The sequence below is a fragment of the Leptospira mayottensis 200901116 genome (assembly GCF_000306675.2).
GTDB lineage: Bacteria > Spirochaetota > Leptospiria > Leptospirales > Leptospiraceae > Leptospira > Leptospira mayottensis.
In genome coordinates this window covers 1,936,778-1,963,341 of the sequence record NZ_CP024871.1, presented here as the reverse complement: position 1 = coordinate 1,963,341, position 26,564 = coordinate 1,936,778, and the positions used below count along the sequence as shown (strand labels likewise).

The 26,564-nt window shown below is 39.3% G+C and carries 21 protein-coding genes; 11 read left to right on the top strand and 10 right to left on the bottom strand.

Annotated features, from left to right (window positions below; all coding sequences use genetic code 11):
* Nucleotides 1-4: 4 nt before the first annotated feature.
* On the bottom strand, nt 5-2,911 hold the full coding sequence (uvrA, locus tag LEP1GSC190_RS08835; RefSeq protein WP_002761990.1) for an excinuclease ABC subunit UvrA: 2,907 nt from the start codon (nt 2,909-2,911) through the stop codon (nt 5-7).
* A 109-nt stretch (nt 2,912-3,020) separates the two neighbouring features.
* Between uvrA and sppA the strand changes: the two genes are divergently transcribed.
* Nucleotides 3,021-4,775 carry a signal peptide peptidase SppA gene (sppA, locus tag LEP1GSC190_RS08830; RefSeq protein WP_004280791.1) on the top strand — a complete coding sequence of 585 codons (1,755 nt, stop codon included), beginning with the start codon at nt 3,021-3,023 and terminating at the stop codon, nt 4,773-4,775.
* Nucleotides 4,776-5,156: 381 nt separating this feature from the next.
* Here sppA and LEP1GSC190_RS08825 read toward each other — a convergent pair whose 3' ends face one another.
* Nucleotides 5,157-6,101 (bottom strand): L-threonylcarbamoyladenylate synthase, encoded by a 945-nt coding sequence (locus tag LEP1GSC190_RS08825; protein ID WP_002763850.1) that lies wholly within the window; start codon nt 6,099-6,101, stop codon nt 5,157-5,159.
* Nucleotides 6,082-7,701: a glycosyl hydrolase family 18 protein gene (locus tag LEP1GSC190_RS08820; protein ID WP_004280832.1), complete on the bottom strand. Its 1,620-nt coding sequence runs from the start codon at nt 7,699-7,701 to the stop codon at nt 6,082-6,084. Before LEP1GSC190_RS08820 ends, LEP1GSC190_RS08825 begins: the two co-directional genes overlap by 20 nt.
* Before the next feature lie 161 nt (nt 7,702-7,862).
* Here LEP1GSC190_RS08820 and LEP1GSC190_RS08815 point away from each other — a divergent pair, with 161 nt between their 5' ends.
* The 3 genes from LEP1GSC190_RS08815 (at nt 7,863) to LEP1GSC190_RS08805 (ending at nt 10,289) form a co-directional block, all read left to right on the top strand.
* Nucleotides 7,863-8,561, top strand: coding sequence for a queuosine precursor transporter (locus LEP1GSC190_RS08815; RefSeq protein ID WP_004280720.1), 699 nt, complete (start codon nt 7,863-7,865; stop codon nt 8,559-8,561).
* Nucleotides 8,562-9,015: 454 nt separating this feature from the next.
* Entirely contained in the window at nt 9,016-9,561 is a 546-nt protein-coding gene (locus LEP1GSC190_RS08810) for a DJ-1 family glyoxalase III (protein ID WP_002763772.1), read from the top strand.
* A complete protein-coding gene (locus LEP1GSC190_RS08805; RefSeq protein ID WP_002763781.1) occupies nt 9,558-10,289 on the top strand; it encodes an SIR2 family NAD-dependent protein deacylase in 732 nt (243 codons plus the stop codon). Before LEP1GSC190_RS08810 ends, LEP1GSC190_RS08805 begins: the two co-directional genes overlap by 4 nt.
* A gap of 231 nt (nt 10,290-10,520) precedes the next feature.
* Here LEP1GSC190_RS08805 and LEP1GSC190_RS08800 read toward each other — a convergent pair whose 3' ends face one another.
* Genes LEP1GSC190_RS08800 through LEP1GSC190_RS08790 form a run of 3 tightly spaced genes read right to left on the bottom strand, consistent with a single transcriptional unit; the run spans nt 10,521 to nt 13,585 of the window.
* Entirely contained in the window at nt 10,521-11,591 is a 1,071-nt protein-coding gene (locus LEP1GSC190_RS08800; RefSeq protein WP_002763768.1) for a DUF1574 domain-containing protein, read from the bottom strand.
* 9 nt (nt 11,592-11,600) lie between these two features.
* On the bottom strand, nt 11,601-13,085 hold the full coding sequence (locus LEP1GSC190_RS08795) for an MBOAT family O-acyltransferase (RefSeq protein ID WP_002763785.1): 1,485 nt from the start codon (nt 13,083-13,085) through the stop codon (nt 11,601-11,603).
* Between the two features lie 2 nt (nt 13,086-13,087).
* A complete protein-coding gene (locus LEP1GSC190_RS08790) occupies nt 13,088-13,585 on the bottom strand; it encodes an NYN domain-containing protein (protein WP_002763825.1) in 498 nt (165 codons plus the stop codon).
* Between the two features lie 72 nt (nt 13,586-13,657).
* Here LEP1GSC190_RS08790 and LEP1GSC190_RS08785 point away from each other — a divergent pair, with 72 nt between their 5' ends.
* From LEP1GSC190_RS08785 to LEP1GSC190_RS08775, 3 genes are all read left to right on the top strand, one after another.
* Nucleotides 13,658-14,551 (top strand): hypothetical protein, encoded by an 894-nt coding sequence (locus LEP1GSC190_RS08785; RefSeq protein WP_004280458.1) that lies wholly within the window; start codon nt 13,658-13,660, stop codon nt 14,549-14,551.
* A gap of 196 nt (nt 14,552-14,747) precedes the next feature.
* Nucleotides 14,748-15,239 carry an Mpo1 family 2-hydroxy fatty acid dioxygenase gene (locus LEP1GSC190_RS08780; protein ID WP_004280612.1) on the top strand — a complete coding sequence of 164 codons (492 nt, stop codon included), beginning with the start codon at nt 14,748-14,750 and terminating at the stop codon, nt 15,237-15,239.
* A 119-nt stretch (nt 15,240-15,358) separates the two neighbouring features.
* Nucleotides 15,359-15,937, top strand: a complete 579-nt coding sequence (locus tag LEP1GSC190_RS08775) for a TetR/AcrR family transcriptional regulator (RefSeq protein ID WP_002763841.1) — start codon at nt 15,359-15,361, stop codon at nt 15,935-15,937.
* A gap of 6 nt (nt 15,938-15,943) precedes the next feature.
* Here LEP1GSC190_RS08775 and LEP1GSC190_RS08770 read toward each other — a convergent pair whose 3' ends face one another.
* Complete coding sequence (locus LEP1GSC190_RS08770; RefSeq protein ID WP_004280158.1) at nt 15,944-17,593, bottom strand: glycerol-3-phosphate dehydrogenase/oxidase; 1,650 nt, start codon at nt 17,591-17,593, stop codon at nt 15,944-15,946.
* Nucleotides 17,594-17,928: 335 nt separating this feature from the next.
* Here LEP1GSC190_RS08770 and LEP1GSC190_RS08765 point away from each other — a divergent pair, with 335 nt between their 5' ends.
* Entirely contained in the window at nt 17,929-19,620 is a 1,692-nt protein-coding gene (locus LEP1GSC190_RS08765; protein WP_002763777.1) for an FAD-binding oxidoreductase, read from the top strand.
* Nucleotides 19,621-19,762: 142 nt separating this feature from the next.
* On the opposite strand, the gene LEP1GSC190_RS08760 is transcribed toward LEP1GSC190_RS08765, so the two are convergent.
* The 3 genes from LEP1GSC190_RS08760 to LEP1GSC190_RS08750 all read right to left on the bottom strand — a co-directional run bounded on the left by LEP1GSC190_RS08760 (nt 19,763) and on the right by LEP1GSC190_RS08750 (nt 23,486).
* Nucleotides 19,763-20,530 (bottom strand): enoyl-CoA hydratase/isomerase family protein, encoded by a 768-nt coding sequence (locus LEP1GSC190_RS08760; RefSeq protein ID WP_002763833.1) that lies wholly within the window; start codon nt 20,528-20,530, stop codon nt 19,763-19,765.
* 130 nt (nt 20,531-20,660) lie between these two features.
* A complete protein-coding gene (locus tag LEP1GSC190_RS08755) occupies nt 20,661-21,449 on the bottom strand; it encodes a hypothetical protein (RefSeq protein ID WP_002763789.1) in 789 nt (262 codons plus the stop codon).
* Nucleotides 21,450-21,464: 15 nt separating this feature from the next.
* Entirely contained in the window at nt 21,465-23,486 is a 2,022-nt protein-coding gene (locus LEP1GSC190_RS08750; RefSeq protein ID WP_002763782.1) for a tetratricopeptide repeat protein, read from the bottom strand.
* Between the two features lie 125 nt (nt 23,487-23,611).
* On the opposite strand from LEP1GSC190_RS08750, the gene LEP1GSC190_RS08745 reads away from it, so the two are divergent.
* From LEP1GSC190_RS08745 to LEP1GSC190_RS19760, 3 genes are all read left to right on the top strand, one after another.
* Entirely contained in the window at nt 23,612-24,901 is a 1,290-nt protein-coding gene (locus LEP1GSC190_RS08745) for a hypothetical protein (protein ID WP_002763828.1), read from the top strand.
* A complete protein-coding gene (locus tag LEP1GSC190_RS08740) occupies nt 24,876-26,006 on the top strand; it encodes a cysteine desulfurase family protein (RefSeq protein WP_004280417.1) in 1,131 nt (376 codons plus the stop codon). The genes LEP1GSC190_RS08745 and LEP1GSC190_RS08740 overlap by 26 nt, the downstream gene beginning before the upstream one ends.
* Before the next feature lie 119 nt (nt 26,007-26,125).
* Nucleotides 26,126-26,290 (top strand): hypothetical protein, encoded by a 165-nt coding sequence (locus LEP1GSC190_RS19760; RefSeq protein WP_002763797.1) that lies wholly within the window; start codon nt 26,126-26,128, stop codon nt 26,288-26,290.
* Nucleotides 26,291-26,564 lie beyond the last annotated feature (274 nt).

Below are 26,564 nucleotides of genomic sequence, written 5' to 3'. Positions count from 1 at the left end.
CGATTCACTTTTTGTTTTGTTTCCCGGGCGGATTTTTTTTCTGCATCCCGTTTTTATTCGAAGAGCCGCTCGATACAGAGGATTTACCGTTTTCGGATGCAAAGACTTTCTTAAGATATTGACCTGTATAGGAATTTTTTACTTTTGCCACGTCTTTCGGAATCCCTTCCGCTATAATAAGTCCTCCCCCATCCCCTCCTTCGGGTCCCATATCCACAATCCAGTCTGCTTGTTTAATCACATCTAAATTGTGTTCTATTACGATCATGGAATTTCCTCGATCTACAAGAGTGTGAAGGACTTCTGAAAGATGTCTAACGTCTTCAAAGTGAAGTCCCGTTGTTGGTTCGTCCAAAATGTAAAGGGTTTTTCCTGTGGGTCTTTTGGAAAGTTCTGTGGCAAGTTTGATTCTTTGGGCTTCTCCACCTGAAAACGTAGTAGCGGGTTGCCCGAGCCGGATGTAACCTAGTCCTACTTCCAAAAGGGTTTCCAATTTTCTTTTTACGATGGGAATGTTTTCGAAAAATTGATTTGCGTCCTCTACGGTCATTTCAAGAACGTCAAATATATTTTTCCCTTTATAACGAACTTCTAATGTTTCTTGGTTGTATCGTTTTCCTTTGCAAACTTCGCAGGTCACATATACGTCTGGTAAAAAGTGCATTTCTATTTTCAGAATCCCATCACCTTCGCAAGTTTCACAACGCCCCCCGCTTACGTTGAAGCTAAATCTTCCGGGCCCGTATCCTCTCAGTTTTGCTTCTTCAAGTCCTGCGAACATTTCCCGAATCGGTGTAAAAAGTCCGGTATATGTCGCGGGATTGGAGCGGGGAGTTCGTCCAATGGGGGATTGGTCTATATTTATGATCTTGTCGATATTTTCAAAACCCTTGATCGTCTTATGTTTTCCCGCCAAGGTTTTCATCTTCATCACCTTGTGAGCGGCGGCGTTGTAAAGAATATCGTTGATGAGAGTCGACTTTCCGGATCCGGAAACACCTGTAATGACGACTAACTTACCTAGAGGGATATTTACGTCTATATTCTTGAGATTGTTTTCTTTGGCTCCGATGATTTGAAGCTGGCTTCCATTTCCTTCCCGGAGTTTTACTGGAATCGGAACATTTCTTCTTCCCGAAAGATACTTTCCGGTTAGAGAATCCTTGTGTTTTGCTACGTTGGCAGGAGTTCCCGCACAAACGATAGAACCACCATGGATCCCTGCCCCTGGTCCCATATCGATCAACCAATCCGATTCTTCCATTGTTTCGTGATCGTGTTCGACTACAAGAACCGTGTTTCCTAGATCTCTTAAGTTTTTGAGAGTGGAGATGAGTTTTGTATTATCTCTTTGATGCAGACCGATGGAAGGTTCATCCAGAATGTAAAGAACACCCATCAATCTTGAACCGATCTGAGTTGCAAGTCGGATACGCTGTGCTTCTCCTCCCGACAAGGAACCCGCGCTTCTTTCCAGGGTTAAGTAACCGACTCCGACGTCATTTAAGAAGGAAAGTCTCTGATGAATCTCCTTCAAAATTGGTTTTGCGATCACTTCTTCGGCTCCGGTGACTTTCAGATTTTGAACAAAGTTTAAGGCCCTTTCGATGGAATACGAAGTGAATTCGTCCACTGGAACATTATGCACTTTTACGGAAAGACTTTCCCGTTTTAGACGTTTCCCTTTGCAGGAAGGACAAGGATGATTGGTCATGTAAGATTCGAACCACTGTCGCATTGAATCTGATTTTGTATCCTTGTATCTTCTTTGCAAATTGGGGATTACACCCTCGTATTCTTTTGTGAATTCATAATGAGAATTGGCTCCCCGAAAATCGTATTCGATTTTGATCTTCTTATCTCCATAGAGAATAGTTTGTCTCGTTTTTTCAGGAAGATTTTTCCACGGAGTGTTCATTTTAAACTCCAAGGAATCGGATAAGGATTTGAGGGTCGCCATAAACCAAAAGCCGTTACTTTTGGAACCGGCCCAAGCCTCGATACAACCGTCGACCAAGGAAAGTTCCGGATCGTTGATCAAAAGGTCCTCGTCGAATTCCAATAGACTTCCCAAGCCGTCGCAGGTCTCACAAGCTCCATAAGGGGAATTGAAGGAAAACATTCGAGGAGAAAGTTCGGTAAAACCGATATCATGTCCGTTCGGACAAGCCATCTTCTGAGAAAGGATATGATCCTTAGAACCATCGTCCAAGATCACGAGTCCTTCGGATTGTTTGAGTGCGGTTTCTACCGAATCGGCCAGACGGCTTCGGATTCCGTCTTTCATCACGATTCGGTCGACTACGATTTCAATGGAAGTCTTAAAATTTTTCTTGAGTACGATTTCCTCGTCGAGAGTTCGTATCTCTCCGTTAATTCTTACCCGGTTAAAACCGTCTTTACGAATTTTTTCTAGGACGTCTTTATGTTCTCCTTTTTTACCCGCAACGATAGGTGCAAGAATCTGTAATTTACTTCCCTGCGGAAATGCAAGAACCCGTGCAGTGATTTGATCGACGGACATGGATTGAATCGGAGTTCCACATTCTGGACAATGAGGTTTCCCCACTCTTGCGTATAAAAGTCTGAGATAATCGTAGATTTCTGTAACTGTTCCGACGGTGGATCTTGGGTTTCTGTGAGTGGTTTTTTGTTCGATGGAGATTGCGGGAGAAAGGCCTTCGATCAAATCTAGATCCGGTTTTTCCATTTGGCCCAGAAATTGTCTGGCATAAGCAGACAAACTTTCTACGTATCTTCTCTGGCCTTCTGCATAGATTGTGTCAAAAGCGAGAGAAGATTTTCCGGAACCGGATAAACCCGTAATAACTACAAGCTTATCTCTGGGAATATCCACGTTAATATTTTTAAGGTTGTGTTCTCTTGCCCCGCGAATCCTAATTTCCTGCAATGAAATACCCTCTCTCTTTTTAGAATTTACGGTGTACTAAAATCTGAAAACTCCTTTCCTAAAAGAAATTCTTCTTTTTCAGGAAGAATCTAATTATCAAACTGGCGTCATGTTTCTAAATTTTCTCCAAATCGTGCTGATTCCGTTCCGACTCGTTTTTCAACTGATCCGTTGGATTCGATTTCGATTATTATCGAATCGTCACTACTTTTTGGAAATTCCATCTGAATTTACAAACTATCGTAAATCTTTTTTAATGAGACTACTTTCTTCCAAAGAAGAAAATGCTTTTTTCACGGATTTTCTGTTGGAGCTCAAACTACTCTCTCAAGTCCCCGGATTGAAAAAGGTTTCGGTTTTGATTCAGCAACCGGAATACGGGTTCAGTGAAGTTTTAAGCATAGCGGAAAGGTTACAAATTCTGAAAGAATCCGGAATCACTCTAGAGGGATTTGCACTTACTGGTGGACTCAAATCCTTGTTTCTTTTAGGAATCTGTAATGAAAGATTTAGTTCGGAATCGTCTGAATTTTTTCCCGTTTTACCCTCTACAGAATCATTTTTTTTCGGAAATGCTGGCAAAAAATGGGGAGTAAAAGTGGAAACTTTCCAAAGTGGGCCGTATAAATCCTTTGGAGAATCCTTTCAAAGGGATAAATTCTCACCGAAAGCGCGCGAAAATTTAAACTCTCTCTTAAAACAGATGACGGACGATTTGGAGTCTCTTTTTAAACGTTATACAGGTTTTGCACTTAAAACTTTCTCTGAACCTTTTCTATCTGCAAAAACACTCAAGGAAAGAAAATTCATCACCGGATTTCTAAACGAAGAGGATTTTAAGGAGAATTTTCTTTATTTAAATTACGAAAACGAAAAAGAAGATCAAAAACCGCTTGCAAAAGAATTGACCCTTTCTTCTTTATATCGTTTTTCTAAATTAAGAAATTTTAAATTACTTCCCAAGAGAGCTCCGATCGTCGCAATTCTTCCACTCAAAGGAACGATTCATCACGATACAATCGGCAAGGGGGAAGGTAAAACAGATGGAATTTCGTATTACGCAGTTCGAAATGCACTCAAGGAACTGAGAGACGAAGCCTCCGTAAAAGCGGTCGTTTTGGAGGTGGATTCTCCCGGAGGTTCAGCCTTTGTTTCGGAACTACTCTATCAAGAAATTCTGAAATTACAAAAAAAGAAACCGGTTTACGCATATATACAAAATGTTTCGGCAAGCGGGGGTTATTATCTTTCCTGTGGGGCTTCAAAAATTTATGCCTCTCCATATGGAATCGTTGGAAGTATCGGTAGCCTTTCTCTTCGTTTGGATCTGAAAAACTTTTACTCCAAGCTGGGAGTAACGAAGGACAGAGTCGGTTTTTACAAATACAGAGATCTTCTTTCCGAGTATGGACCGATTCATCCAGAATCCAGAAAACTAATGAGGCAAGAAATCAAGGAATCCGAAGGACTTTTTTATAAGCGAGTCGCCGATGCGAGAAAAATTTCAATTTCGACTTTGGATAAACGGTTCGGTCAAGGAAGAGTTTTCACACCTAGTCAATTTTTAAAGGAAAAGATGATTGATTCCATCACGGACTTTTGGGGTTTATTAGAAGATATTAAACAAGAATTGAAAACACAACGGTTGGAGATTCGATACTTACCCGCCCTTTTCACATTTCAAAATTTTCTTAGATCTTTAAAGCCTGGGTTTTTAATAAATCGACTGGGTGAAAATTTCAATTCTTCTTTCCCGGAGGTTTTACAATCCACTTCGATCAAGATGATAGATCCCTTGAAAAGAAAATTTCAATGCACGGAAGTAGAGTTCTTGTTGCGATCTGCGTTTTGGAACCAAGGTTGAGTAATGATCTCAGGATTTTTGTTTAATTTGGCAAGAATCCAATAGTGCGCCTTCATATTTAGGGAAAGTATCCTGGTTTACTGTGTAATATCTTGTGAGAGTTCCTACAAGGTATTACATATTCGTAATTCGAAATAGGTGCACGAGGTCTTATAATTACCACAAGTCGAGAAGTTTTCTTATAAGAACGAGGAGCCAACTAATTCTTTGAGATCGAATTGCAAATGAAATATCTTTGTTGAAAGACCAATCTATTCAAGTCTTGCTAAAAAATGTTGTAAATCTTTTGTTTAGGAATGGATTCTTTTTTGTAATCTACTTCTAAAAAATTTTTCTTTAAGATGGGTGTGTTGGATTAAAAGTCTGTCCCGAAACAAACACCTACTTCGAAACGGCTTTTGAAATTCGATTGATTAAAGCTTCTTTTCCATTTCCATCTTTAGGAATTTCACACCATGCTTCCTTAATTCCCTTACGATCGCATTCCACAAAAAAGGAGTAAATGGACTTCATATATTCTTCATTGGAAGAAACCAAAACCTGAAACATTGATTCCGATTCGAAGTGAAAACCGATTTGTGCAAAATTTCTAGAAATTCCCTTTAAAGAATCCTTTAATACGACTTTGCAAACGGGAGCGTAATGTCTGTATTTAAGACCCGGACTTCTGGGTGCTTCGCTCAATGCGTTAAACGATTCAATCCCTTTAAGATCCGGTAATATTTTCAAAAGGTCGTTTCGGTCTACAAAACCGGGACGAAGGAGAAGCGGAGGTTCGGAACTGAAGTCGATTACGGTCGATTCGATTCCTATCTTTGGTTCTTCTCCTCTTAAAATACAGTCTACCTTACCGGAAAACTCTTCTAAGATATATTCAATTTTTGTTAAGGATGGTTTTCCTGAGAGGTTTGCAGAGGGAGCTGCGACCGGAATACCGCATAAATTCAAAAATAACTGTGCTGTTGGATTGGATGGGATCCTTAAAGCAACCGTATTTAAGCCAGCGGTAAAAAGATCTTGATTTCTCTTTGTAAAAATGCCCGTGATAGGCCCGGGAGAAAAATTTTGAAATACAAGGTCGGCTTTCTTATTGATGTTTCCGCAAGCTTTTAAGGAGACAAGATTTTCTACGTGAAGGATGAGAGGATTATCAGAGGGTCTATTTTTAACTTCATAGATTTTCTTGCAGGCTTTGAAGTTCAAAGCGGATGCCCCTATTCCGTAAACTGTTTCGGTGGGAAAAACGACAATCCCTCCTTCAAGCAGGATTTTTGCCGCTTCGGAAGGAGAGTCCGTAATAAGAGTATCAACCTTGTTTTCTGGCAAATTTCTCCGAATGATGTTGACGATCCATTTTTGCTTCTTTCGGAACGGTTTGTTCCGTAGCGGGTTCTTGTACGGGATCCTTCGCTTTTTCTACAGGAGGAAGTTTATTAGAAACCAATAATTCTAGGTAATCGTTGATTCCTGGATCATTATCGCTTATCAATTGCCAGAAAGAGAATCCACCCAAATCGTATTGTCTTAAAAGATTCATCTTATCTTCGAATGCTTTACGATTCATGTAAAATGCAACACGATCACAACCTTCTGATTTATACCAGATACTTGGATCCTCATAAGTTTTTCCAGTATGAACCCAGGAAAATTTGGAAAGATTTGTCCAGGAGCTGGAATTCTTAGTGTTTGCAAGAATCTGATCAATATTAGTCGGTTGTCTATGGATTCCCAACCCTCTTTTGCGAACGGCATCCTGATAATAAACCGATTTGATCTTCGAGTTACAATTTAAAGCCCAATCGTATCCATAAGTGGGAATGGCCATATACAACTGACGAGACGGAACTCTTGCTTTCGCATATTCGATAATACTTTTGATCCAGGTGTTTGGTGCTTGGGGTCCAGGACCCGGGTTTCTATATTTTCTAGGATGCAATTCGTATGCCATAATCTTAATACGATCTGCGTATTTAGCAAGGAAGGCATAATCATGAGTCATAGGCCCTCTCCAATTTTCCGCGTAATCCATTTTGATCTTATCCTTTAGACCTTTGCAGACTTTCATGGATTCTTTTTTGGCCGGAGTTTTTGGATGAACTGCAACGGAGAGAATTTTTCCACGTCTGTGGATTTCCTTGGAAAGAATTACAATGAATTCTTCGAATTTTTCTTTTTTCTCGCAACTCATTCCTTCGTAATCGATATCAATCCCGTCGTAACCGTATGTATCCAGCTCGTAAAGGATATTGGCGAGGTGTTTATCGCGAATATCGCTACGACCTTTCATTCCAATGTTTTCGGAAATTTTTTCATACTTATTTTCCCAGCGAAAAATCGTAGGGATGATCTTGACATTCGGATTGAGTTTACGTAACTCTGTGACACGTTCGTGTTTTTGAGAGCTTCCCCAACTGGAATAAAGATCTCCGCTGTTTGTTTCACGGCCTTTCATTCCGTAGATAAACGGGTGGATTTCATTGTAAAGATGTACGGTTTTCCTCATAGCTTCGTAATCTGAAAACCAAGTGGAAGCGCGGAAATTAGTATTCTCATCCGCTTTTGGCAATAGAGTTTCTTCAGTCCCGGACGTATCATTGTCTTCTTCAAATGAGAAAAAACCAGAATTGGATTCCGATTTTGAAGACGAATCTTTTGTTTCGGACGAATCCATTGTTTTATGAATTGAGAAAAGATTTCGGATTTCGTCTATGACTCCGATAGAACTCACACGAATATTCTCTCCTGAAAAAGTGGAATTTCCCTTTTTGAGAAGATGAATCCCTAAGGAAAAGGAAAGTGAGGATAATAAAAACCAAGTAAAGGAGTAAAGTAAGATTTTATGTTTAGGTTCTGAATCTTTTTGAAAGGAAACTGGTTTTATCAAATCTTCGGGAATATTGTATTTGTCTTCTTGTTCGTGTGCCATTGTGTTACAATTTTATTATCGAATCAAAATCTAAGAAAATAAAGAAGTTTCCTAAGTTGAGGAATTTAGAATTCACTTCCAGAGATTTACCGGGTTAAAGGTTGTCAAACGGTTCTTTTTACAAGTTGACGAATTCGTGCGATAAAGGGAAAAAACCGCTTATGCCTCTTTCTAAGTCTCAAAAATTATTCATCATCCTAAATGCTTTCTTTTTGACGTTCTTGATCCTTGCAGAAGTGACAGGTTCCAAACTTTTTGTTTCTTTCGGTTTTACACTTACGATGGGTGTAATACCATTTCCGGTTACATTTATTGTGACCGATCTTCTCAACGAATACTATGGAAGAAAAGGAGTTCGATTTACCACACTTTTGGGAATGGTGATGATCTTCCTGGCTTACTTCCTTTTGATGTTGGATATGTTGATTCCGGCTGCCCCTAATTCTCCGGTGGATAACCATTCTTTCAATGTAGTTTTCTCGAACTCGGGAAAGGTCATCGTCGGTTCAATTGTAGCGTATTTGATCGGACAATTGATTGATATTCAGATCTTTCACTTTCTCAGAATAAAAACCGAGAACAAATATATTTGGTTACGAGCCACCGGTTCCACGATCGTTTCGCAGCTCGTGGATTCTTTTGTAGTGATTTATATTGCGCTTGGCGGAGGCAAACTCAGTTTTCAGGAACTCAATCAGATCTCCACGAACAACTTCATATATAAATGCGGGGTTGCAATTGCAATTACCCCGCTGATTTACGGGGCGCATCGTTGCATCAATTGGTATTTAGGAAGAGAAGCGGAAGAAATGATTGAATTCGCGATGAAAGAAGGACGATCCGGCACAAAACCTCTTTGATAGAAATTCGTTCGGATTAAATTCTCTCACTTTTGATCTGTTATATTAGCCTGGGGAATTTTCTATTATTGATCCTTACACAAATAAGATACTGCGAATTTGAGACAAATTTTCTGTTTTTAGAACTGTATTTTGGGTGCTTTATGATAATAAAGCTTAGTTTGTCCCAAAATCTTAGAATGTAGGAGTTCCTACTAGTTTAACGGCGAAAAGATGATTTAAAAATTTATAAACTCCCTAAAGAGACGTAATCTGTGGGAACCACTGCATTTTGTTATTGGCGACTTAGTGTGGTCTCTTTGGTATTTGAGGCTACAAGTTTTAAAATAAAATTTTAACTAGGTGCTTATCGAATATATTTGTTATTTTAATGGAGACGATTACGAATTATCCTGAAACTTGAACGTAACCTGAAAGGATTCTAAAGATTGATTTTGTTCTAAAGGAGAAGCATATGCCTAAGGTTCTGGTACCGTTCGCAGAAGGAATGGAAGAAATGGAAGCGGTTATCATCGTAGATGTTCTCCGCAGAGCTGGTGTGGAAGTTACGAGTGCTTCCTTAAAGGAAGGACCGGTAAAAGCTTCCAGGGGAGTTTGTCTTCTAGCCGATACAACTTTAGGAGAGGTAGATTTAAAAAATTTTGATATGATCGTACTTCCAGGCGGAGCTGGAGGAACCAAAATTCTCGGAGCGGATCCCAAAATCGCCGATTTTCTCCAAAAAGCGAAAAAAGAGAATAAGTGGATCGGTGCTATCTGTGCTGCACCCAGTATTTTAGTACATCAAAATATACTAACTCCTGAGGATCGTTTTACCTCTTTTCCGGGAACTGTATCCGAAACACCGGGTTATACTGGCTCCCGGTTAGAAATTTCCGGAAAGATCGTTACAAGCATTGGTCCCGGTTCTGCCTTCGAATTTTCTTTAGAACTCGTAAACATCCTATGTGGGGAAGAATCTATGTTGAAAGTGAAATCCGCTCTTCAACTTGTTTTATGAAAGAATTTATATCGAAGTATAAGGATAAATTTCAGAGAATCACTGCGATTTCCGGAGCTGGTATTTCCGCCGAAAGTGGAATTCCTACGTTTCGAGGAAGCGGTGGTCTTTGGAAAAATTTTCGAGCCGAAGATTTAGCAACTCCACAAGCCTTTCAAAAGGATCCCAAGTTAGTTTGGGAATGGTATCTTTGGAGAAGAAGTGTTATCGACACCAAACGACCGAATCGTGGACATCTGGCACTTGCAGAGTTGGAGGAAATACATCCCGATTTTTTTCTAGTCACGCAAAATGTGGACGGACTTCATATTCGTGCAGGCTCTAAGAAGTTACTCGAAATGCATGGAAATATTTTTATCAATCGTTGTATATCTTGCGGTCAAGAATCCAACGAAAAAATTCTCAATGAGGAAAACTTGCTTCCCCCTAAGTGTGGATTCTGTGGAAATTTTTTAAGACCAGGGGTAGTTTGGTTCGGAGAAAGTTACGACCAAGAAAAACTAAATTTTTCAATTCAAAGAATGGAAAATACGGATCTATTACTGATTCTCGGAACCTCCGGTCTTGTTAGTATGCCAGTGTATTTGACACAGGTTGCAAAACGTTCAGGCTCCATACTTATTGAAGTCAATCCGGAACGTTCTTCCTTCTCTTCTTCCGTAGATCTTTTCGTCCAAGGAAAAACGGGAGAAATCCTTCCTAAATTGATTTCGGAAATTGTAACGTGATTTAAAATACGGATTATAAACTCTCCGTGAATACATTCACCTCTTAGTTGGAAATTTCAGATAGGTGTTCTCAATTCAAATCGAATGTAGATAAAAATAGAATCGGTATTTTAAGAAAGATAAAGTATTTTTGAGATAGGCTCAACGGATTTGCTGGAATCAGTTAATTTTTACAACCATAAAATTCGCTATAAGAATATAATTTTTCGTCGTAGTCGTAACATCCCGAATTCATTTTGGAAGTCTTTGAAAGATAAAATCTGCGTAATCATTAAAACAACTCGGAGACATGTGGCCCGGATCGCTAAAGTCGTCGCAGCGATATTCCGAATCTTCGTTCATATTCCAGAATTCCGTTTCCGTTGATTCATGCAATTTTTGTAAAATAGGAACCATAATTTCATATGGAGTTTTTTCGTCTTTCTCGCTCGTGAGGACTTTTCTGGTTTTGTAAAGTTCGAAATAAGGACGTGCAACTCTTACCCAAATAGTCGCAAACGGGACTCCGATTTCCTTTATAATTCGAATCGAGTCTTCTTGATTGGCAAGCATCTTGGGATTGAACGTGAACGGAGTCAGATACGATTTAAAATCGGTATTTGATCTTTTTTTCAAAAGTTCCGCGGGTAAAATGACCCTCGGGCTTGCATCCGAAGTTGCACTTCCCCTTTGTTTTTTGAGATTCTCCCAAATTGTTGAACGAAGTTTGCTGTAACCAGCGGCAAGAAGCCCTCCATCCTTTGCTCTTGCTCGGATCACGTTGAATCTCGGTCGATTCTTATGCGTATGAAATAATTTCTTTGCGATGTATCCGGTAAGATCCGAAGAAGAATAACGATCCGCGTGTCTGAACACGAAGGATGGACTGAGTCCGTAAAAAAGTACCTCGTCCAGGGTCAACACAGAAGAAGAGTTAAAAATTTCTATTGATTCGTCCAATAGGATAAAATCCGGTTTTACGGAATCGGATCGAAATTTTTCCAACCAATAGAGATAATAATCGGGAGAACCACCAGGCACGGAAAAATTGAATAAAACCCAGTTCGGGTATTTTTTTTCAATATAATCGTTTCTAAAAAGAAGTGCTCTTGAATTTCCAAAATAAACCAAAACTTTTTTACGGTTTTCTTTTTTCAGATAATCTTTTAACTCTTCAAAAAGAAATTCTTTATGCCTAAAATTTAGATCGGAAAGAGTCAAAGAATAATAAGGCTCAAGCGTCGTAGAACTGATCAGTTTATCAATGCCGAATGCGATGATGAATATTACAAAAGGAACAAAGAGAAATCGGTTTCGAAACATTCTGTTTTCCTAAAATTTGTAATAGATAAAGGCGCCCGAGTCTTCCGAAAATAAAGCGAGTAAAAAAATGGAGACGACTCCTGCACATGTAAGAAGCCAAGGATCGTATTTTCTAAATCGTTTCCAAAAATCGGGAACGTATTGGATCCAATTGAAAAGAACCAAAGCTAAAAAAAGATAAAGGAATTTTTCCACATTTTCCATTCGATTGAGTAAAAAGAAAGAGCCTCCGTCGACCAAATTTCCCGCATCTCTGAGCCAAAAAAGAGAGGACGAAGCAAGTTCAGTTTCTATCCTACCCGGGGAGTTTTTAAAAATTCCGGCTACGTGTTGAACCATCGTACTTGCATTGTTTGCTCGGAAAAGAATGGCGCCAAAAGAGAAGGATAAGAATATGATACAGGCCTTGAGAACTTTCAAAACGATATTCTTTTCCGGAACCAGTTTCCATCCAAGGGATGTTTCTAAATATCTTTCTCCTGCAAGTAGAACTCCCCAATAAAAGCCCCACGCGATAAAAGTATAATCCGCTCCGTGCCAAAAACCTCCGATAGTCATGGTAAGAATTAAGTTTAAATGCGTTCTCCATTGTGCAATTCTGCTTCCACCTAGGGAAAAATAAATATAATCCCGAAGCCAGAAGGATAACGTTATGTGCCATCTTTGCCAAAGCTCTCTTCCGCTTAAGGAGAAAAAAGGAGCTTTAAAATTTTCCGGCAGATAAAATCCGAGAAGTGCCCCTACTCCCCGTGCCATATCGGTAAGACCCGAAAAATCGCAAAAGACCTGAATCGAATATCCGATTGCGGCGAGAATCAAAGAAGTTGAATCATACACTTCCGGATTCGAAAAAATTGGCGAAATAATACCTGCTGCAGGATCCGCAATCAGGACCTTTTTGAGTAAGCCGCTGATTATCAAATAACAACCGTTATAGATTTTATTTCGGTCCGGCTCCAGGTTATCTAAGTTCGGAAAAAAATCTCCGGTTCTCATAATCGGCCCAGCGATTAGAACCGGAAAAAATAGAACAAATAAAAAGTATCCTTTGAGAGAAATGGTTTCTATGTTTGGATTTCTTGTTGCGTCCACTGCCGCCGCGATCATTTGAAAACTGTAAAAGCTAATCGCGAGGGGAAGAACGATATGAATGATTCCTTGAATTTCCTGAAAGAAAGGATAACCCGTAAGATCAGCGAGAACTCTCGAAAAGAAATAAAAGTATTTGAAAAATCCGAGATTGATGCAGTTAAAAAGAATCGATACGATCATCCATCGTTTCGGATTTTTTTGAGATGTTTTTATGCGAAGATAGAAGAAATAATTAAGTAAAATTACAAACAGGAAGTGGAGAAAAAAAATCCAGGAAAACCAGGCGTAAAAGAACATACTAGAAAAAATCAAAAGATTAGGACGGTTTTTTTTCGGAACCGACCAGTAGATCACATAAACGATCGCAAAGAAAATTGCAAAAGTCACTGAATTGAACAGCACTGTTATTCGTCTTTCCTAAATAAGTTTTTCCAATGTTCTACTTCTTCAGAATTCAATATTCTATCTTCGAATTCTTCGGCGTCGAGTTTAGAAGGAGAAATCTTCGCGATGACAATTGTAGCGAAATCTTCGGAAGTGATCGGATTGGCTCCCCATTTTTTTGCATGAAAAAAAATCTCTTTATCCGAACTGACCACTTCGATTTCGGAAGGGCGAACATTTGTTCGAACAAATTCTTTAATCACATCGTCCGCCTTTCTATCATGACTAAAATACACATTTAGTTTTCCAAAAGTTTCCTGAAAGATTTCGCTACCGACTTCTTTCTTTCCGTCGAAGAAAACGTGAAAGGTTTGCTCCTTTTTCTTTTGGGAGTATGACTCGATCAGTTCCAAAAGCCCTTGTCTGGCTTCTAAAAGCCGATTTCGAACCATACATTCTTCCAAATCGGGGAATTTATAGATCAGATTGAAACCGTCAATTGCCACTTGAGAAGACATGGAATTGTAGTGACCAGAATTCTATTCTCGTAAATACTGTAAACCAACCTTTCCAAGGAGGTTATGAGTAAAATGGCTGATTCCGAACATTATCCGGTCCGGGTCAACAAATTTAACATTTGGCATTTCTATCTTTGGTTTCGAGCATTGCCGGGTTCGGGGAGAGATTTATTCCTTCTTCCTATCGCGGCTTTGGATGTTTTTCTACTTTTGACCTATAATTCGTATAATGAAATTCTTCCGAAAGAACTGTATATTTATGTGATCGGATTTGATTTTTTTGTCTTAGTAGTTTGGGTAATGGAGCTCGTCTCTAAGTTCAGAAAATCTAAAGAGCCAGGAACATTTTTCTCGATGAATTGGTATGAGATCGTAGGAGTGATTCCGTTTTATTTTCTCCGTCCCTTTTTACTTTTGAGAGGAATGAAAATTCTAATCGCATTCTATAAGTTAGGTCAGTCTGGACAAAACCTAAGCGACATCGTTACGAGAGAAATTACGTTCCGATTTAGAGATGTGATCGTGGACACAATCGCAGACGCCGTATTTCTGCATTCTTTGGAAAGAGTAAAAGAAGTGATGATTCGCCTGGATTATAGCCAATTGGCTAAAAAGGCTTTTGAGCTTCATCAAGACCAATTCAACATAAAAGTGAACGAAGCGCTTAAATCTAAGTTTTTGTTAGGCGAACTTTCTAGAATTCCCTTTATGGGAGAAATTTCCAAACGACTTGGAGAAGATATCAGTTCGATGATTACCGAAATTTTGGAAAACCAAATTACCGGAGAAATCATGAAACAGATTACGGAAGCTATTTTGAAAGAAATGGCAAACCACGTAAAAAAATTACCAATAGAAAGAATCACAAGACCATTGGAACCTGCTCTGAGTGAGGTCGAACCACAATTGGAGAATGAATTCAAAGAAGAGGAGATCGTTTCCGAACAAAAACCTTTTCCGAATTAATTTTAAAACATAGTCGAAAAGTTATTTCAAATACAATTCGGCTATTTTGAAGTAGACTCAAAATTGCTCAAAATGGTGGTTTTGATCGAATCCAAGTAAAACATTTGATTTTAGATTTTTTACTTATAGTGTTTTATAAAAAACACTTGCGATTCTATTTCGAACATTTAAAATTTTTTAGCAGAAAGGAGTTGTTATGAAATCCGTAGAAACCTGGTTTAGCGAATACTCAGAAAGCCATCAAAATCCCGTCAATAAAAACATACACTGGATCTGTGTTCCGTTGATTTACTTTACTGTCATCGGTCTTTTTTGGTCGATTCCAGTACCTTCTTTGTTTCAGTCTGTCCCTTACTTAAATTTTGCAACGATCGCGCTTGTTCTATCGCTTGCATTTTATCTACGACTTTCGCCTATGTTAGCTCTAGGAATGTTGATTTTAAGTTCTTTGATGATTTATCTGATTGTTCTTCTTCAAGGAACTGTTTTCCCGATAATGTTCGGAGCTTATTCTTATGGCATTTTGGAACTTTCGATTACGATTTTTATTTTAGCTTGGATCGGACAATTTATCGGCCATAAGATCGAAGGTAAAAAACCTTCTTTCTTTAAAGATCTTCAGTTTTTACTGATTGGGCCGATTTGGTTGCTTGGATTTATTTATCAAAAATTAAAAATCGCTTATTGAACTTTTTCTTCCTTGTTTGAGACCCGACCGTAAAAAGACGATTTTTCAGATCGACTACAAATGTGGTCTCAACATCGAAGAATTCAGAGCTACCAAAAAGAAATGCTTAAGGAAATCCAATGCCAAAGATAGTGAATCATGAAAAGTACAAAACGGAAATTCTATCCAAGTGTGTGGATATTCTCGCGAGAAAAGGATATTCTGCGGTTTCAATGAGAGAAATTGCGACCGAACTTGATGTTTCAACAGGGACTTTATATCATTACTTTGCGACAAAAGAGGATATATTCAAAGAATTGGTAAAGTTTCTTCTGAACAAGGATATCGAGGAAATACAACTCTACTCCAAAGGAAATCTGGGACAAACTCTTGAATCCAAAGTTGAATCTCTTTTCCGAATGATTCAAGATAGAGAAACCTATTTCCAAAATCTTCTTTATATCATCTGTGACGCTTCTCGATTGAAAAATCACGAAGAAGAAAAATCGCTGATTGCGGATGCAATGAAAGAATACGTAGAGATCATTTCGAAACATTTCGGTATTACAAATCCCACTTTGAATCGGATTCTAATCAGTGTAATTTTAGGAACCGTAATTCAAAGAATCGTGGACGAAGATAGTATTAACCTTTCTGACAGTTCTGAAATCATGAAAGACTTCCTATCGATTCTTCTTTCCAACTCGTTCACGTTTTGACGTCTTTTAGTAGATTCTATAACGTTCTTTCACCGCTTTGATCTCTTTGGAGATTCGGTTTTGATTCCAACGTAGATACTTTGCCAGGGAACGAACGAGTTTAGTCGTTTCTTTCTCCTCCGGCAAACCTGGAACACCCACACCAGACCTACGAAAGAAAAAATCTGTCGCAAAACGGATATCTTCCCTATTTGCAATAAATCGAACTTCGCTTTCAAAGAACTTTTCTCCGTTTTGAAGTGTATAAAATTCCTCTTTAAAAGAGCTTTTCTCAAGAATTTGGTACGCCTGCAAACCGTAGCGAAACGCTACGGTCTCGATTGATTCTCCGCTTAATTTGGGAAACTTTTTTGCGAGTTCCTTTGTAAAAGAAAGTAGATCTAAATAATTCCCCGTGGAAGGAGGAGTCACTGAAGTTTCGCAGGCATTAAAATTTCCGGGAAGATAATCGGCGACTTTGTTCACTACTGCTTCTCCCACGCTCCGGCTTGTTGTGTATTTACCTCCCATCGCCGTAAAGAATCCGGGAAAACCGGATTCTTTATGATCGAAAATTTCCGTCTTCCTGGATGCGTTGTACGTGGACTTTGTTTCTCCCGGATCTTCTACAAGCGGCCTTAAGCCGCCATAATAAAAATCTACGTCATTCAAGGTCAGGTCCGTATACCCGAAAGAATAGTTGACTTCGCTTAATAATTCTTCGATGTCTTTTTTTGTGACTCGAAACTTGTCCGGACTATCTATATACTCTGTGTCGGTGGTTCCGATGATTGTTTTGTTTCTCCACGGAATGATAAAGAGATGTGTACCGTCTTTTTTTTTCGTTACTAAAGTTTTATCTCCACAAATTTTCCTCGTAATTATATGAATTCCCTTAGATCTCACAAGATGTTTATCGATCTCAACACCGGCAAGAGATTCAACAAGGTCTGCCCAAGGTCCGGTAGCGTTTACAACAGACTTGGTTTGAAACGAAATTTCTTTTCCGGAAATTTTGTCTTTTGCGACTACCGTATATAAGGAATCGGTGGAACGGGTAATGGAAGTTACTTCGGTATAGTTTTTTGCCTCCGCTCCTCTTTCCCTCGCAGAGAAAATAAACTCGCAGGTATGCCTTTCCGGATTGATATTTAGATAATCGTAATATAAATAAGAACCCTTCAATTTGTCGTGTTCGATCGTGGGAGATTCCATGGTAGTTTGCTCTTTGGAAAGAAAGCTGTATTTTGGAATCAATCGATCTTTGGAAATGTTCGCGTTTCGATCATAAGAAAATGCGTTATACATCTCCATTCCCGCTTTCAAAACGAATCTTTCGATATTGGAATAAATCGGAACCAAAAAACCCATTGTTTGAACTGCTTGCGGAGTAATTCTTGCAAGAATTGCCCTTTCACGAAGAGATTCTCTCACAAGCCCCAATTCGAAATTCTTTAAATATCGCAAACCTCCGTGAATCATTTTCGATGTAGCCTGACTTGTTCCCGAGGCGTAATCGTTTTTTTCCAAAAGAATGGATTTCATCCCTCTTAAAGTAGAATCCCAAAGAACGTGTGCTCCTGTGATTCCCCCTCCGATCACTAACAAATCATATACGAACGAGTCCGAGAAGCGTGTTAATCGAATGTTGGAAGGAAGTTTTTTATTCTTGGACATAAAGATATTGATTTCTAAAAAATAGTTCGGGTCAATCGCTTTTAAATCGACTGCGTTAGATTTATGATTTTATGATTTGAAATCTTATTTTTTCAATCAACCAGAGACGATTTCAATCTGTTCTCTATTTTCGTCTGAATTGTGTTAGGCATCAATAGGATTTAGAAGCTTAAAAAGAACAGCATCGCTTTTTAGAATTTCATCAAAGGCGGGATTATTAAGGATGTCCGTTTTTAAGTACGAATCTTCGATATTCTGTTGCGAAATCGGATCGAATCCGCATTCTTGTGCATCGAAAGACTTTTTATTCATGAACATTCGGAGACTTTAGAACTATGTTTTATACGGAACTCAATTCTAAAATTGATTATTCAAGGGATGGGCTCAGATGGAACGCCTGGGGGGCTTATGGCCAGGATTTTTTTAGAGTGGGACAGATGCAGGAAATTCTTGCGTTTCTCTCAGATGAACTTCATATCCCCGAAATTCGAAAAACACCCCCGACCTCTCTGGAAGAAATTACACTTCCGAAATCCTCTTTTACCCAGACTCAAATTCGAGAATTGAGCAAGATTAGCGGAGCTAAACATTTCTCCGTGGAAAGAAGAGAGAGAATTTTTCATTCCGCAGGAAGAAGTTATTATGACGTTCTAAGGCTTTCGTTCAATACTCTCAGAAACTTCGTAGACGGAGTCATCTATCCGAGTAAGGAGTCCGAAGTTTTTAAAATTTTAGAATATTGTTCTAAAAACAATATCACCGTAATTCCATACGGAGGTGGTTCCTCCGTTGTGGGAGGATTGGAAGTTGTCAAAGGTAAGGGACAAAAAAGTGCACTTTCCTTGGATACAACCCGGATGAATTCTTTTTTATCCCTCGACGAAAAAAGCCACCTTGCTACGTTCCAGGCGGGAATTTATGGGCCAAAACTTGAAGAATTTTTAAACGATAAAGGATTTACTCTCGGTCATTTTCCCCAATCTTTTGAATATTCCACGTTAGGCGGTTGGATCGCTGCACGAAGTGCAGGACAACAATCCAATCGTTATGGAAAGATCGAAGAAATTCTCACAAGTTTAAAGTTGATCACTCCTGCGGGTACCGTGGAAACACTGAGAGAGCCAGCTTCTTCTACCGGTCCAGAGTTGAATCGGATCTTTGCGGGAAGCGAAGGTTTGCTTGGAATCATCACCGAAGCAACGATCAAAGTCCACAAACTTCCGGAAATGAGAAAGTATTTCGGAATCGTATTTCCAAATTTTTCGACCGGAGTCGACTTTATCCGGGAAGTCAATCACAGAGAAATCCCTACTTCCATGATCCGCCTTTCTGATAAAAACGAAACCCGTCTTTATCAAACGTTAGGTAGTCTCGGTAGAAAGAATACTCCGGTCCGTTGGATTAAAAATCGAATTCAGAATCAAATATTACAATGGAAATCTTTAGGGGAAGACAAGTGTGTGGTTCTTCTTGGTCTTGACGGAACTAGGAAAGACGTTTCTCAAAATTTCTCCAAGATCAAGCCGATCATTCGTAAACATCACGGTCTTTATGCGGGAACCCGTTTGGGAGAACAATGGATCCATTCCAGATATAACATGCCGTTCTTACGCAATCACTTAATGGAAAACGGAATCGGGGTAGATACGATGGAAACTTCCACAACTTATGATCGGGTTCTTCATCTTCACCAGGAAGGAATTTCTTCTCTGGAAAAATCGATTCCGGGTTCAATCGCGATGTGTCATATCTCTCACAGCTATCACGAAGGCGCTTGTCTCTACTACACGATTATCTTTCCGATGGATGAGAAAAAGCCCGCAGACCAGTGGTTCAAAATGAAGCGAATGGTTTCGGAAACATTCTTTCAAAATGGAGCTCCGATTTCTCACCACCACGGTATCGGATTCGATCATAAGACTTGGTATGAAAAGGCGACTTCTAAACCAGCTGTGCTCGGACTGAGAGCCTTCAAAAAGGAAATCGATAAAAAGGAAATTTTGAATCCTGGAAAGGTGTTTCACTAAGATTTTGCAATTCAAAGAGAGCAAAATAAATTCATTGGTGTAGAATATTAAAGTATCCTAATAAATTAAAAAGAGAGAACAAGCCCATTTTTTGAGGTTAGAGTCTTGTCGCAATTTTGATTTTGATACAGATATTCTTAATTTACAGGAATATAGGTCGTCTTCTTTCCAAGATGGATGTCATACCTTCTTGACCGTTTTTGGAAGATACAGCTTCCGAAATAAGTTTGACGTCTCTTTCCGAATTGTGTTCCGCAAAAAAGCGGATCGGATCGCGTAAGGATACTTTAATTCCAATCACGGAACCGATCGCCATGTCCTTAAACTGATTACAGTATTTGCGAGCGCGCACCATCAAGTCTTCCGAGGAAGAAGAGATTTCGTCGATGAGACCGATCTCTAATGCTTCTTCCGCTTTTAACCCTTTTCCTGAGTATAAAAGATCCCGAGCTTTTGTAATCCCTACGATTTCTTTGAGCATAAAGCCTGGAACAGCGGGAAAATTGATTCCGATCTGAGATTCGGGAAAACCGATCCTTCCTTTCTTTTCGACCATGATTCTATAATCGGAAAAAATCGCAAGTACAGCTCCCAATCCCATGGCATGTCCGTTCATAGCACAAATTACAGGTCTTTCTAAAAAAAGATATTTAGAAGCTGTATCCAAGGCGATATGCATAACGTCTTGAATTTGTTCTGAGGTTTTTCCGACAAAAATTTCCGGATTAAAACCGTTCGAGAAAAACTTTTCGTTTTTAGAAGTCAAGATGACGGCTTTGACCGTCGGATCGTTGTTAATCGCGTCTAACTTTGCAGAAATCGTTTTAAAAAAATCTTCATTTAATGAATTTACTTCGTTGGTTTCAATGTATAGTTCAAGAATATGATTATTTCTAATTTCGGAAAGCATCTTTACTCCTATTATTTTCAATTGAATTCGAGTTTTTTCTCAAGTTCCAAAAAAAAGAATTCAATGGTTCGATCTTGAATTCCTCCAAATTGATGGAGGAAAGAATGTTGTAAACCTTGATCTTTATCATTTAAAACTGAAATTTAGAATCTGGAATCGTTTCGGAAAGAGTGATCTTTTTCATTTTGATTTCTATCTTGTTCTGATCCAGATTTGTCTTGGGTTCTACGATTCTTGTGATCGTGATTTTCGGTGGAAAAGAAACCGTTCCTTGAACTTTTGTGATCGCCTTGAGATTACTCTTTTGAGAGAGAAGTTCCACAGAGCTGATTCCAAAATCCGTGATCCAGAATGTGATATCTTCTCCCGGTTTTTTAACGAGAATGGCCCTTTCGGAAAGATTCACAAAAGTAGGATCGTTTCCTGCAAGGCCGGAGCTGTTATTAGATAAAAGGGAATATAAAACGGGAAATGGAATTGTGGATTGTTTTTTACCACTCGGATCCTTAAAAAGAATGTCCCCCATAGGAAGAATCTGAGTCCCACTGTTTACCGCTTTGATGTGAATCGAGTTCCCATCTGTATATACTTTGGAAACAATCATTCCGAAGAAAGGATCGGAAAGTTCGATGTACATTTTTCCGGAAGGTTTATCGTAAAGAATTTTTCCGTTTGCGGAAAAACTTTCCTTTTTTGGAATAAAGTTTTCAATCCGCATCGAAAATTCGCCCGAGTAAGAAGAATTTTTCGTTTCTAAATCTCGGACGGATTTTAAAACGCGGGCGGCTTCAGGATTTTTAGAAGAAAGGAATTTCAGACTTCCTCTATCCGGAAAGGAAATCTCTTCGATTTGAGTTGTGGTGCATTTACCAAGAATCAAAATAAATATTAGAATATTAAAATATAATTTAAATTTCATGACCGATCGCATCTTCTATTCTTGTTTCGAATTTCCCGGATTTTCGGGAGAACCAGTTTGTAATTTTTTTTGGATTCTGGAAATGTCTTCCTTCTTTTTGAAAAGTTTGAGACTTTTTTCCCAATAGGCAACGGCGTTTCCGAATTGGCTCTTTTCCTTATAAACGTCGCCGATATGTTCTAAAATGACCGGGTCTTCTTCTCCCTTATCTTTTAGAATTTGGTATGCAAGTTGTAGATGCAGGAGCGCTTCGTCATGATTTCCCAGTTTGAAAAAAATCCAACCTAAACTGTCCTGATACGCTTCGTTATCCGGTGCGAGTTCAACGGCTCTCTGAACGAGCAAGAGGGATTCGCTCAAACGGATTCCTTTTTCAGAAAAATAATACCCCAAATAGTTATAAGCGATCGGATTTCCCGGATCAATCTCGATGAATTTTTTCAGATCCTTTTCCATGGATTCCTGTTGTTCTAATTTTTCGTGAACGGAAGCCCTATAGAAGTAATAGGCGCCGTTTCCGGAATCGGTCTCGATTGCAACATTCAATTCTTCTAATGCTTCTTTATATTTTTCCTGGGAAGCCAAAACGATTCCGAGCAAGTATCTCGCATAAGCCATTTCCGGATGAGCTTGAAGAACGTTCCGAATGATAGCCTCGGCTTCCTCTTGCTTTCCGGGAGGATTTGCTCTGAGTAGATACGCAAGATGCAGCTGAAATTTGAGTTTCTCTTCTTCTTTGTGCGCGTTTTCAACCGCCTTTCTGGACATCAAGATTGCACGATACACGTAACCAGATTGTTCGTGACAGGAAGCGAGGAAATCATAAATCTCTGCATCACTCCATTCGGAAGTTTTGTCCGGAATCGTTAATGCTCTTTGTGCAGTTCTTTCCGCGAGCTCAAATTGTTGCATTCCGAATACGAGTTCCGAGACTTCTCTAAGTTCTCTTAGATACAAGGAAGGATTTTTCTCTTTTTCATACACATCCAACATAGCCAAACGAACCGCCAAACGACCCGGAAATTTTTCTTTTATAGGAAGAAGCAATTTTTTGGCTTCCGAGTATTTTCCAAGAAAAACGAGATAAAGACCTTCCAAAACGCTTCCTTTCGGAATTTTGGAATCCTGATTGAGAATATTAAAATATTCGAATGCAGTCACCCTACTCTCGATGAAGTACATTTCCGCGAGGAGATGTTCGACCGAGGAAAGGTTTTTTTTCGTTTTTAGAATTTTGTTCAGTTCCTTTCGCGCAGAGGAGAATTTACCGAGTTGATTCCAGATTTTAGCGAGAGTCAATCTTGCGGAAATATCGCCGGGATTTTGATGAAGATAAGAACTAAAAAAGTAAAGAGCTTTTTTAAATTGGCCGTTCGCAAAATACATTTCACCCAAGGACTTATCTACAAAAGATCTGTATTTCGGATTTCCTTCCCGATTTCGAATCGAATCGCTCAGCGATGTTAGATATAAAATCGCTCTCGGATAGTTTTTAAGTTCTTGATTGAGAGAACCTAAGAGATAAAGAAAATCGGAATCGTCCGAAAAACGACTCAGATTTGTTTCTAGGTAGTCACTCGCTTTTTGGAATTCTCCCAAACGAATGAGGATTCTGACCTTTAAAAGATAACCGTCTCTGAAATTGGGATCGGAAAAAATGACCGCATCCGCTTCTTTCTCCGCTTTTTCAAATTGTCCCAGAAAAAAGTGGACGTTTGCTTTGGCCGCTCTGGACACAGGAGAAACTTGTCTTTTGAGAGCTATTGAACAATGAATATATCGATCGTAATATTCCACGGACTCTTCGTAAACCTTTCTCGATTTTTCTTGAGAAGGAATTTTGGTAGCTTCCGCTTGTCGTTCAAATGCAAGAGAAAGAAAAAACTCCGGAGTGACTAACGATTCCGAATACTCGCATTCGGATTGAGAAAAAATCGAGATCGGAAAAAACGAGAATAGGAAAGTCAAATACCAATGAAAAACGGAATAGAAACCAGGAAGTCGGCTCTGTATGATTTTATTATTTGCTTGATTCATTCAGGTAACGGGACAGATTTGAAAAGAATGTTCCGTTTGTCAGGAACCATCCGTCCAGAATTTCATTTTGTAGCCAATCCATTCAGGAGTCGAATCAATTTTCCAATGTCGGAGAGTTCGAAACTTTGTTAACTTACGTTCGAGAAAATCGTAGATATGTCCTGTTCCTACTTTTTGTCTGGGTGGTTGCGGTTGTATGGATTCTTCCCAATCGATACAAACTATTGAGTAAACTGGCCTTGATGATTCAACCTCCCGGCTATGATCCCAAAATCGCGGGAGAATTTATCGAAAAGGGAGACTCAATTTTACAGCAAAAAGTCGCTTATCAAGATTTAGGGGAAAGAATCCCTGATTTGGAAATAATGCGGGAAGCCTGTCTTTATTATTATGCTTTGAGTGAAAGGGATAATGTTTTATATAGACCCGCTTGGACGGATTCCATGTCGATTTGGAGATTCAAAGATGCTGGAATGGATGAAGAATCCGATAAGAAAAAACTTTTTTCCAAAACTAAATCCAGAAATCCGATTACGGGAAGTTTTAATCCGGGAGAGTATTGGAAGGCGGTTTCTCCGAACGTACTTGAAGCGTTGGACTACTACAAAAGGGCTTTGAATTTTTCAGGACCCGACTTGAGTGTTCCCAAAAAAATTGAAAAAGCCGCCTTAGCTGTTTGTCGCTCTGAAGAAGTTCTTCTTGCATACGCAGACTACATTCGAAATACCGAAGAGACGGTTCGACTTAAAATGGAAAATACGAAAAAATCAAAATCGTTTTTCTCCTGCAATCAAGTCGAAAATCAACCCAACGTACTCACTGAAAAGCAAAATCAGATGAGAGTTTGGTCTCAGATCAAATCTAATTCTTTTGTGATTGATCCGGAAAGAAATTTTAAAGTCAGCGCAAATGATTTTAAAAAAGCTCTCAATCTTCTCGCATTCGGGATCTACAAAACGGGACTTAATTCGATCTCTCCTTTGGAAGCGGATGGAATTTTAGAAAAGTTGCTCTTTTTTTCTAATCCCGGCACGGTCGAATATGACGAATTACTAATGAAGAGAGGAATGCTCAATTATCAACTCGGGAAAAAAGATCCTTCCTTTTTGAACAAAACGATCTTTTATTTTAGCGAGGTTTCCAAATCGAACCTCTTAGAAAAAGGTTCCGTTTTTGAATCCAGACTGATGATTGCTCGTGCGGAAATTCGCAGAGGACGACTTGACAACGCTTTGTCGGAATTACAACAACTCGAAACGACACTTTATACAATTGATAAGGCTTATCGAGTTACGGGTAGTGGAAGAAACGATCTTGTGGAGGATCGTAAAAAACTTCTTAGGTACGTTCTCAGAAAAAAAGGAAGATACGAAGAAGCGGATGAACTTTATGTCGAAGAAGATTCGTTATTTTGATTACAACGCGACTCATCCGCCGTTTTCCGACGTGCTTGTAGAAATTCAGAAGGACTATTTCGAAGATTTCTACAATCCTTCCGGAGCGACTCGGTTTTCTCTCGCTAGGCAAGGCAAAATAGAAACGGCTCGAAAAACTTTGGAGAAATATACGGGTAAACCCGCAAAGGAATTTGTTTTTTCTTCCACAGGAACCGAAGCGAATTACCTGCTCGCACACTCAATTCGAGGAAAATTTTCCGGTTCCGCAATCGTTTCTTCTTTGGAACATTCTTCCATGTATTCTGCTCTTGAATTCGCGGGTTTTGATTTTAGAAAAATTCGTTCCTTAAAAAACGGTGAGATCGATCTTAATCATCTTGAAGAACTTTTAAAAGACCAACCCGTCGCCGTTTTTATACTTCACGTCGCAAACGAATCCGGAGTAATTCAGCCCATTAAAAAAGTTTCCGAACTTTCTCGGAAATATTCCGTTCCGTTTTTTTCAGATCTGATGCAGTCCTTTGGCAAATTGGAAGTTCCTTTTGAGCTGCTTGACGGTTTTACTTTTTCCGGCCATAAAATCGGAGCTGGGATGGGTGCTTCGGGAACCTGGGTTCGTTCCGATCTCATTTCCGAAAAAGAATTCGCGATCTTTCACGGTGGCAACCAGGAAAACAACCACAGAGCCGGAACCGAAAATTCACCTTCTATATTAGCACTTTCCGAAGTACTAAAGCGTAGACTTTCTGAACAAAAAGGAAAACTGGACCGATCCATAAACTTTCAGACAAAAATCGAATCCGTTCTGGAAGAATGCGGATGTATTCTAATCGGAAAAGAATCGACCCGGATTTCCACGACTTCGTTTTGTTTATTGCCCACAGACGACGTTGACTTTTTTATGATGGGAATGGAAGAAGCGGGCTTTGTCGTTTCCACGGGTTCTTCTTGCAAGTCTCGCTCCAGAGAACCTGCGCCTTCCCTTCTTTCCATGGGATATTCGGAGGAAGAAGCTCTTCGCGCGATCCGCATTTCCACGGGTTGGTTTACAGCAGAAGAAGAAGTAGAAGAACTCTGCGTACAGATCCGAAAAGTTTTGCGGGCCTTAACGGACGATTTGTAGATAGAATTGTCGGAAAAAGAATTGCAAAACCTCTTTTTGTTTTCCATTTAAAGCTGTCCCAAAACCTTTAAAGAAATCAATTACAATGAATTTCGATTGCGGAGTTCTCTTACCACGCAGTGACCATAAAATTTCCGCTGCAAACAAGGACGGAAGTCTTTCGAGTAAATTTAGGGCTTTTCAATTATGGCTACGAATTGAACGTAGCCGTGGACTATTGTAGACCAACTTCGGTCGAGAATTCCTCCACAAACGAGAAAGCATCCGATCCAGAAACAAAATAAATTTTTTCCAATCGAAACTTTGAAAATGCCTTTTTGAAAAGTTTAAAAGTCTTTACTACTGTAGGCGCCTATAACAGGGTCGACAGCGGAGCCAACGTCGGACTGTTCAACAACAAGGGATTCGGTTGAAACGTAGGGGATTCAACTGCGGTTAGGAGATTATCAATTCCAAAAAAGGGCTCGAACATCAAAGAAGACGGAAATCTTCAAATCGGAGTTTTAAACTTTTGTAAAAACGGACCGGTCCCAATCATGATTGTCGTGAACTATTGTA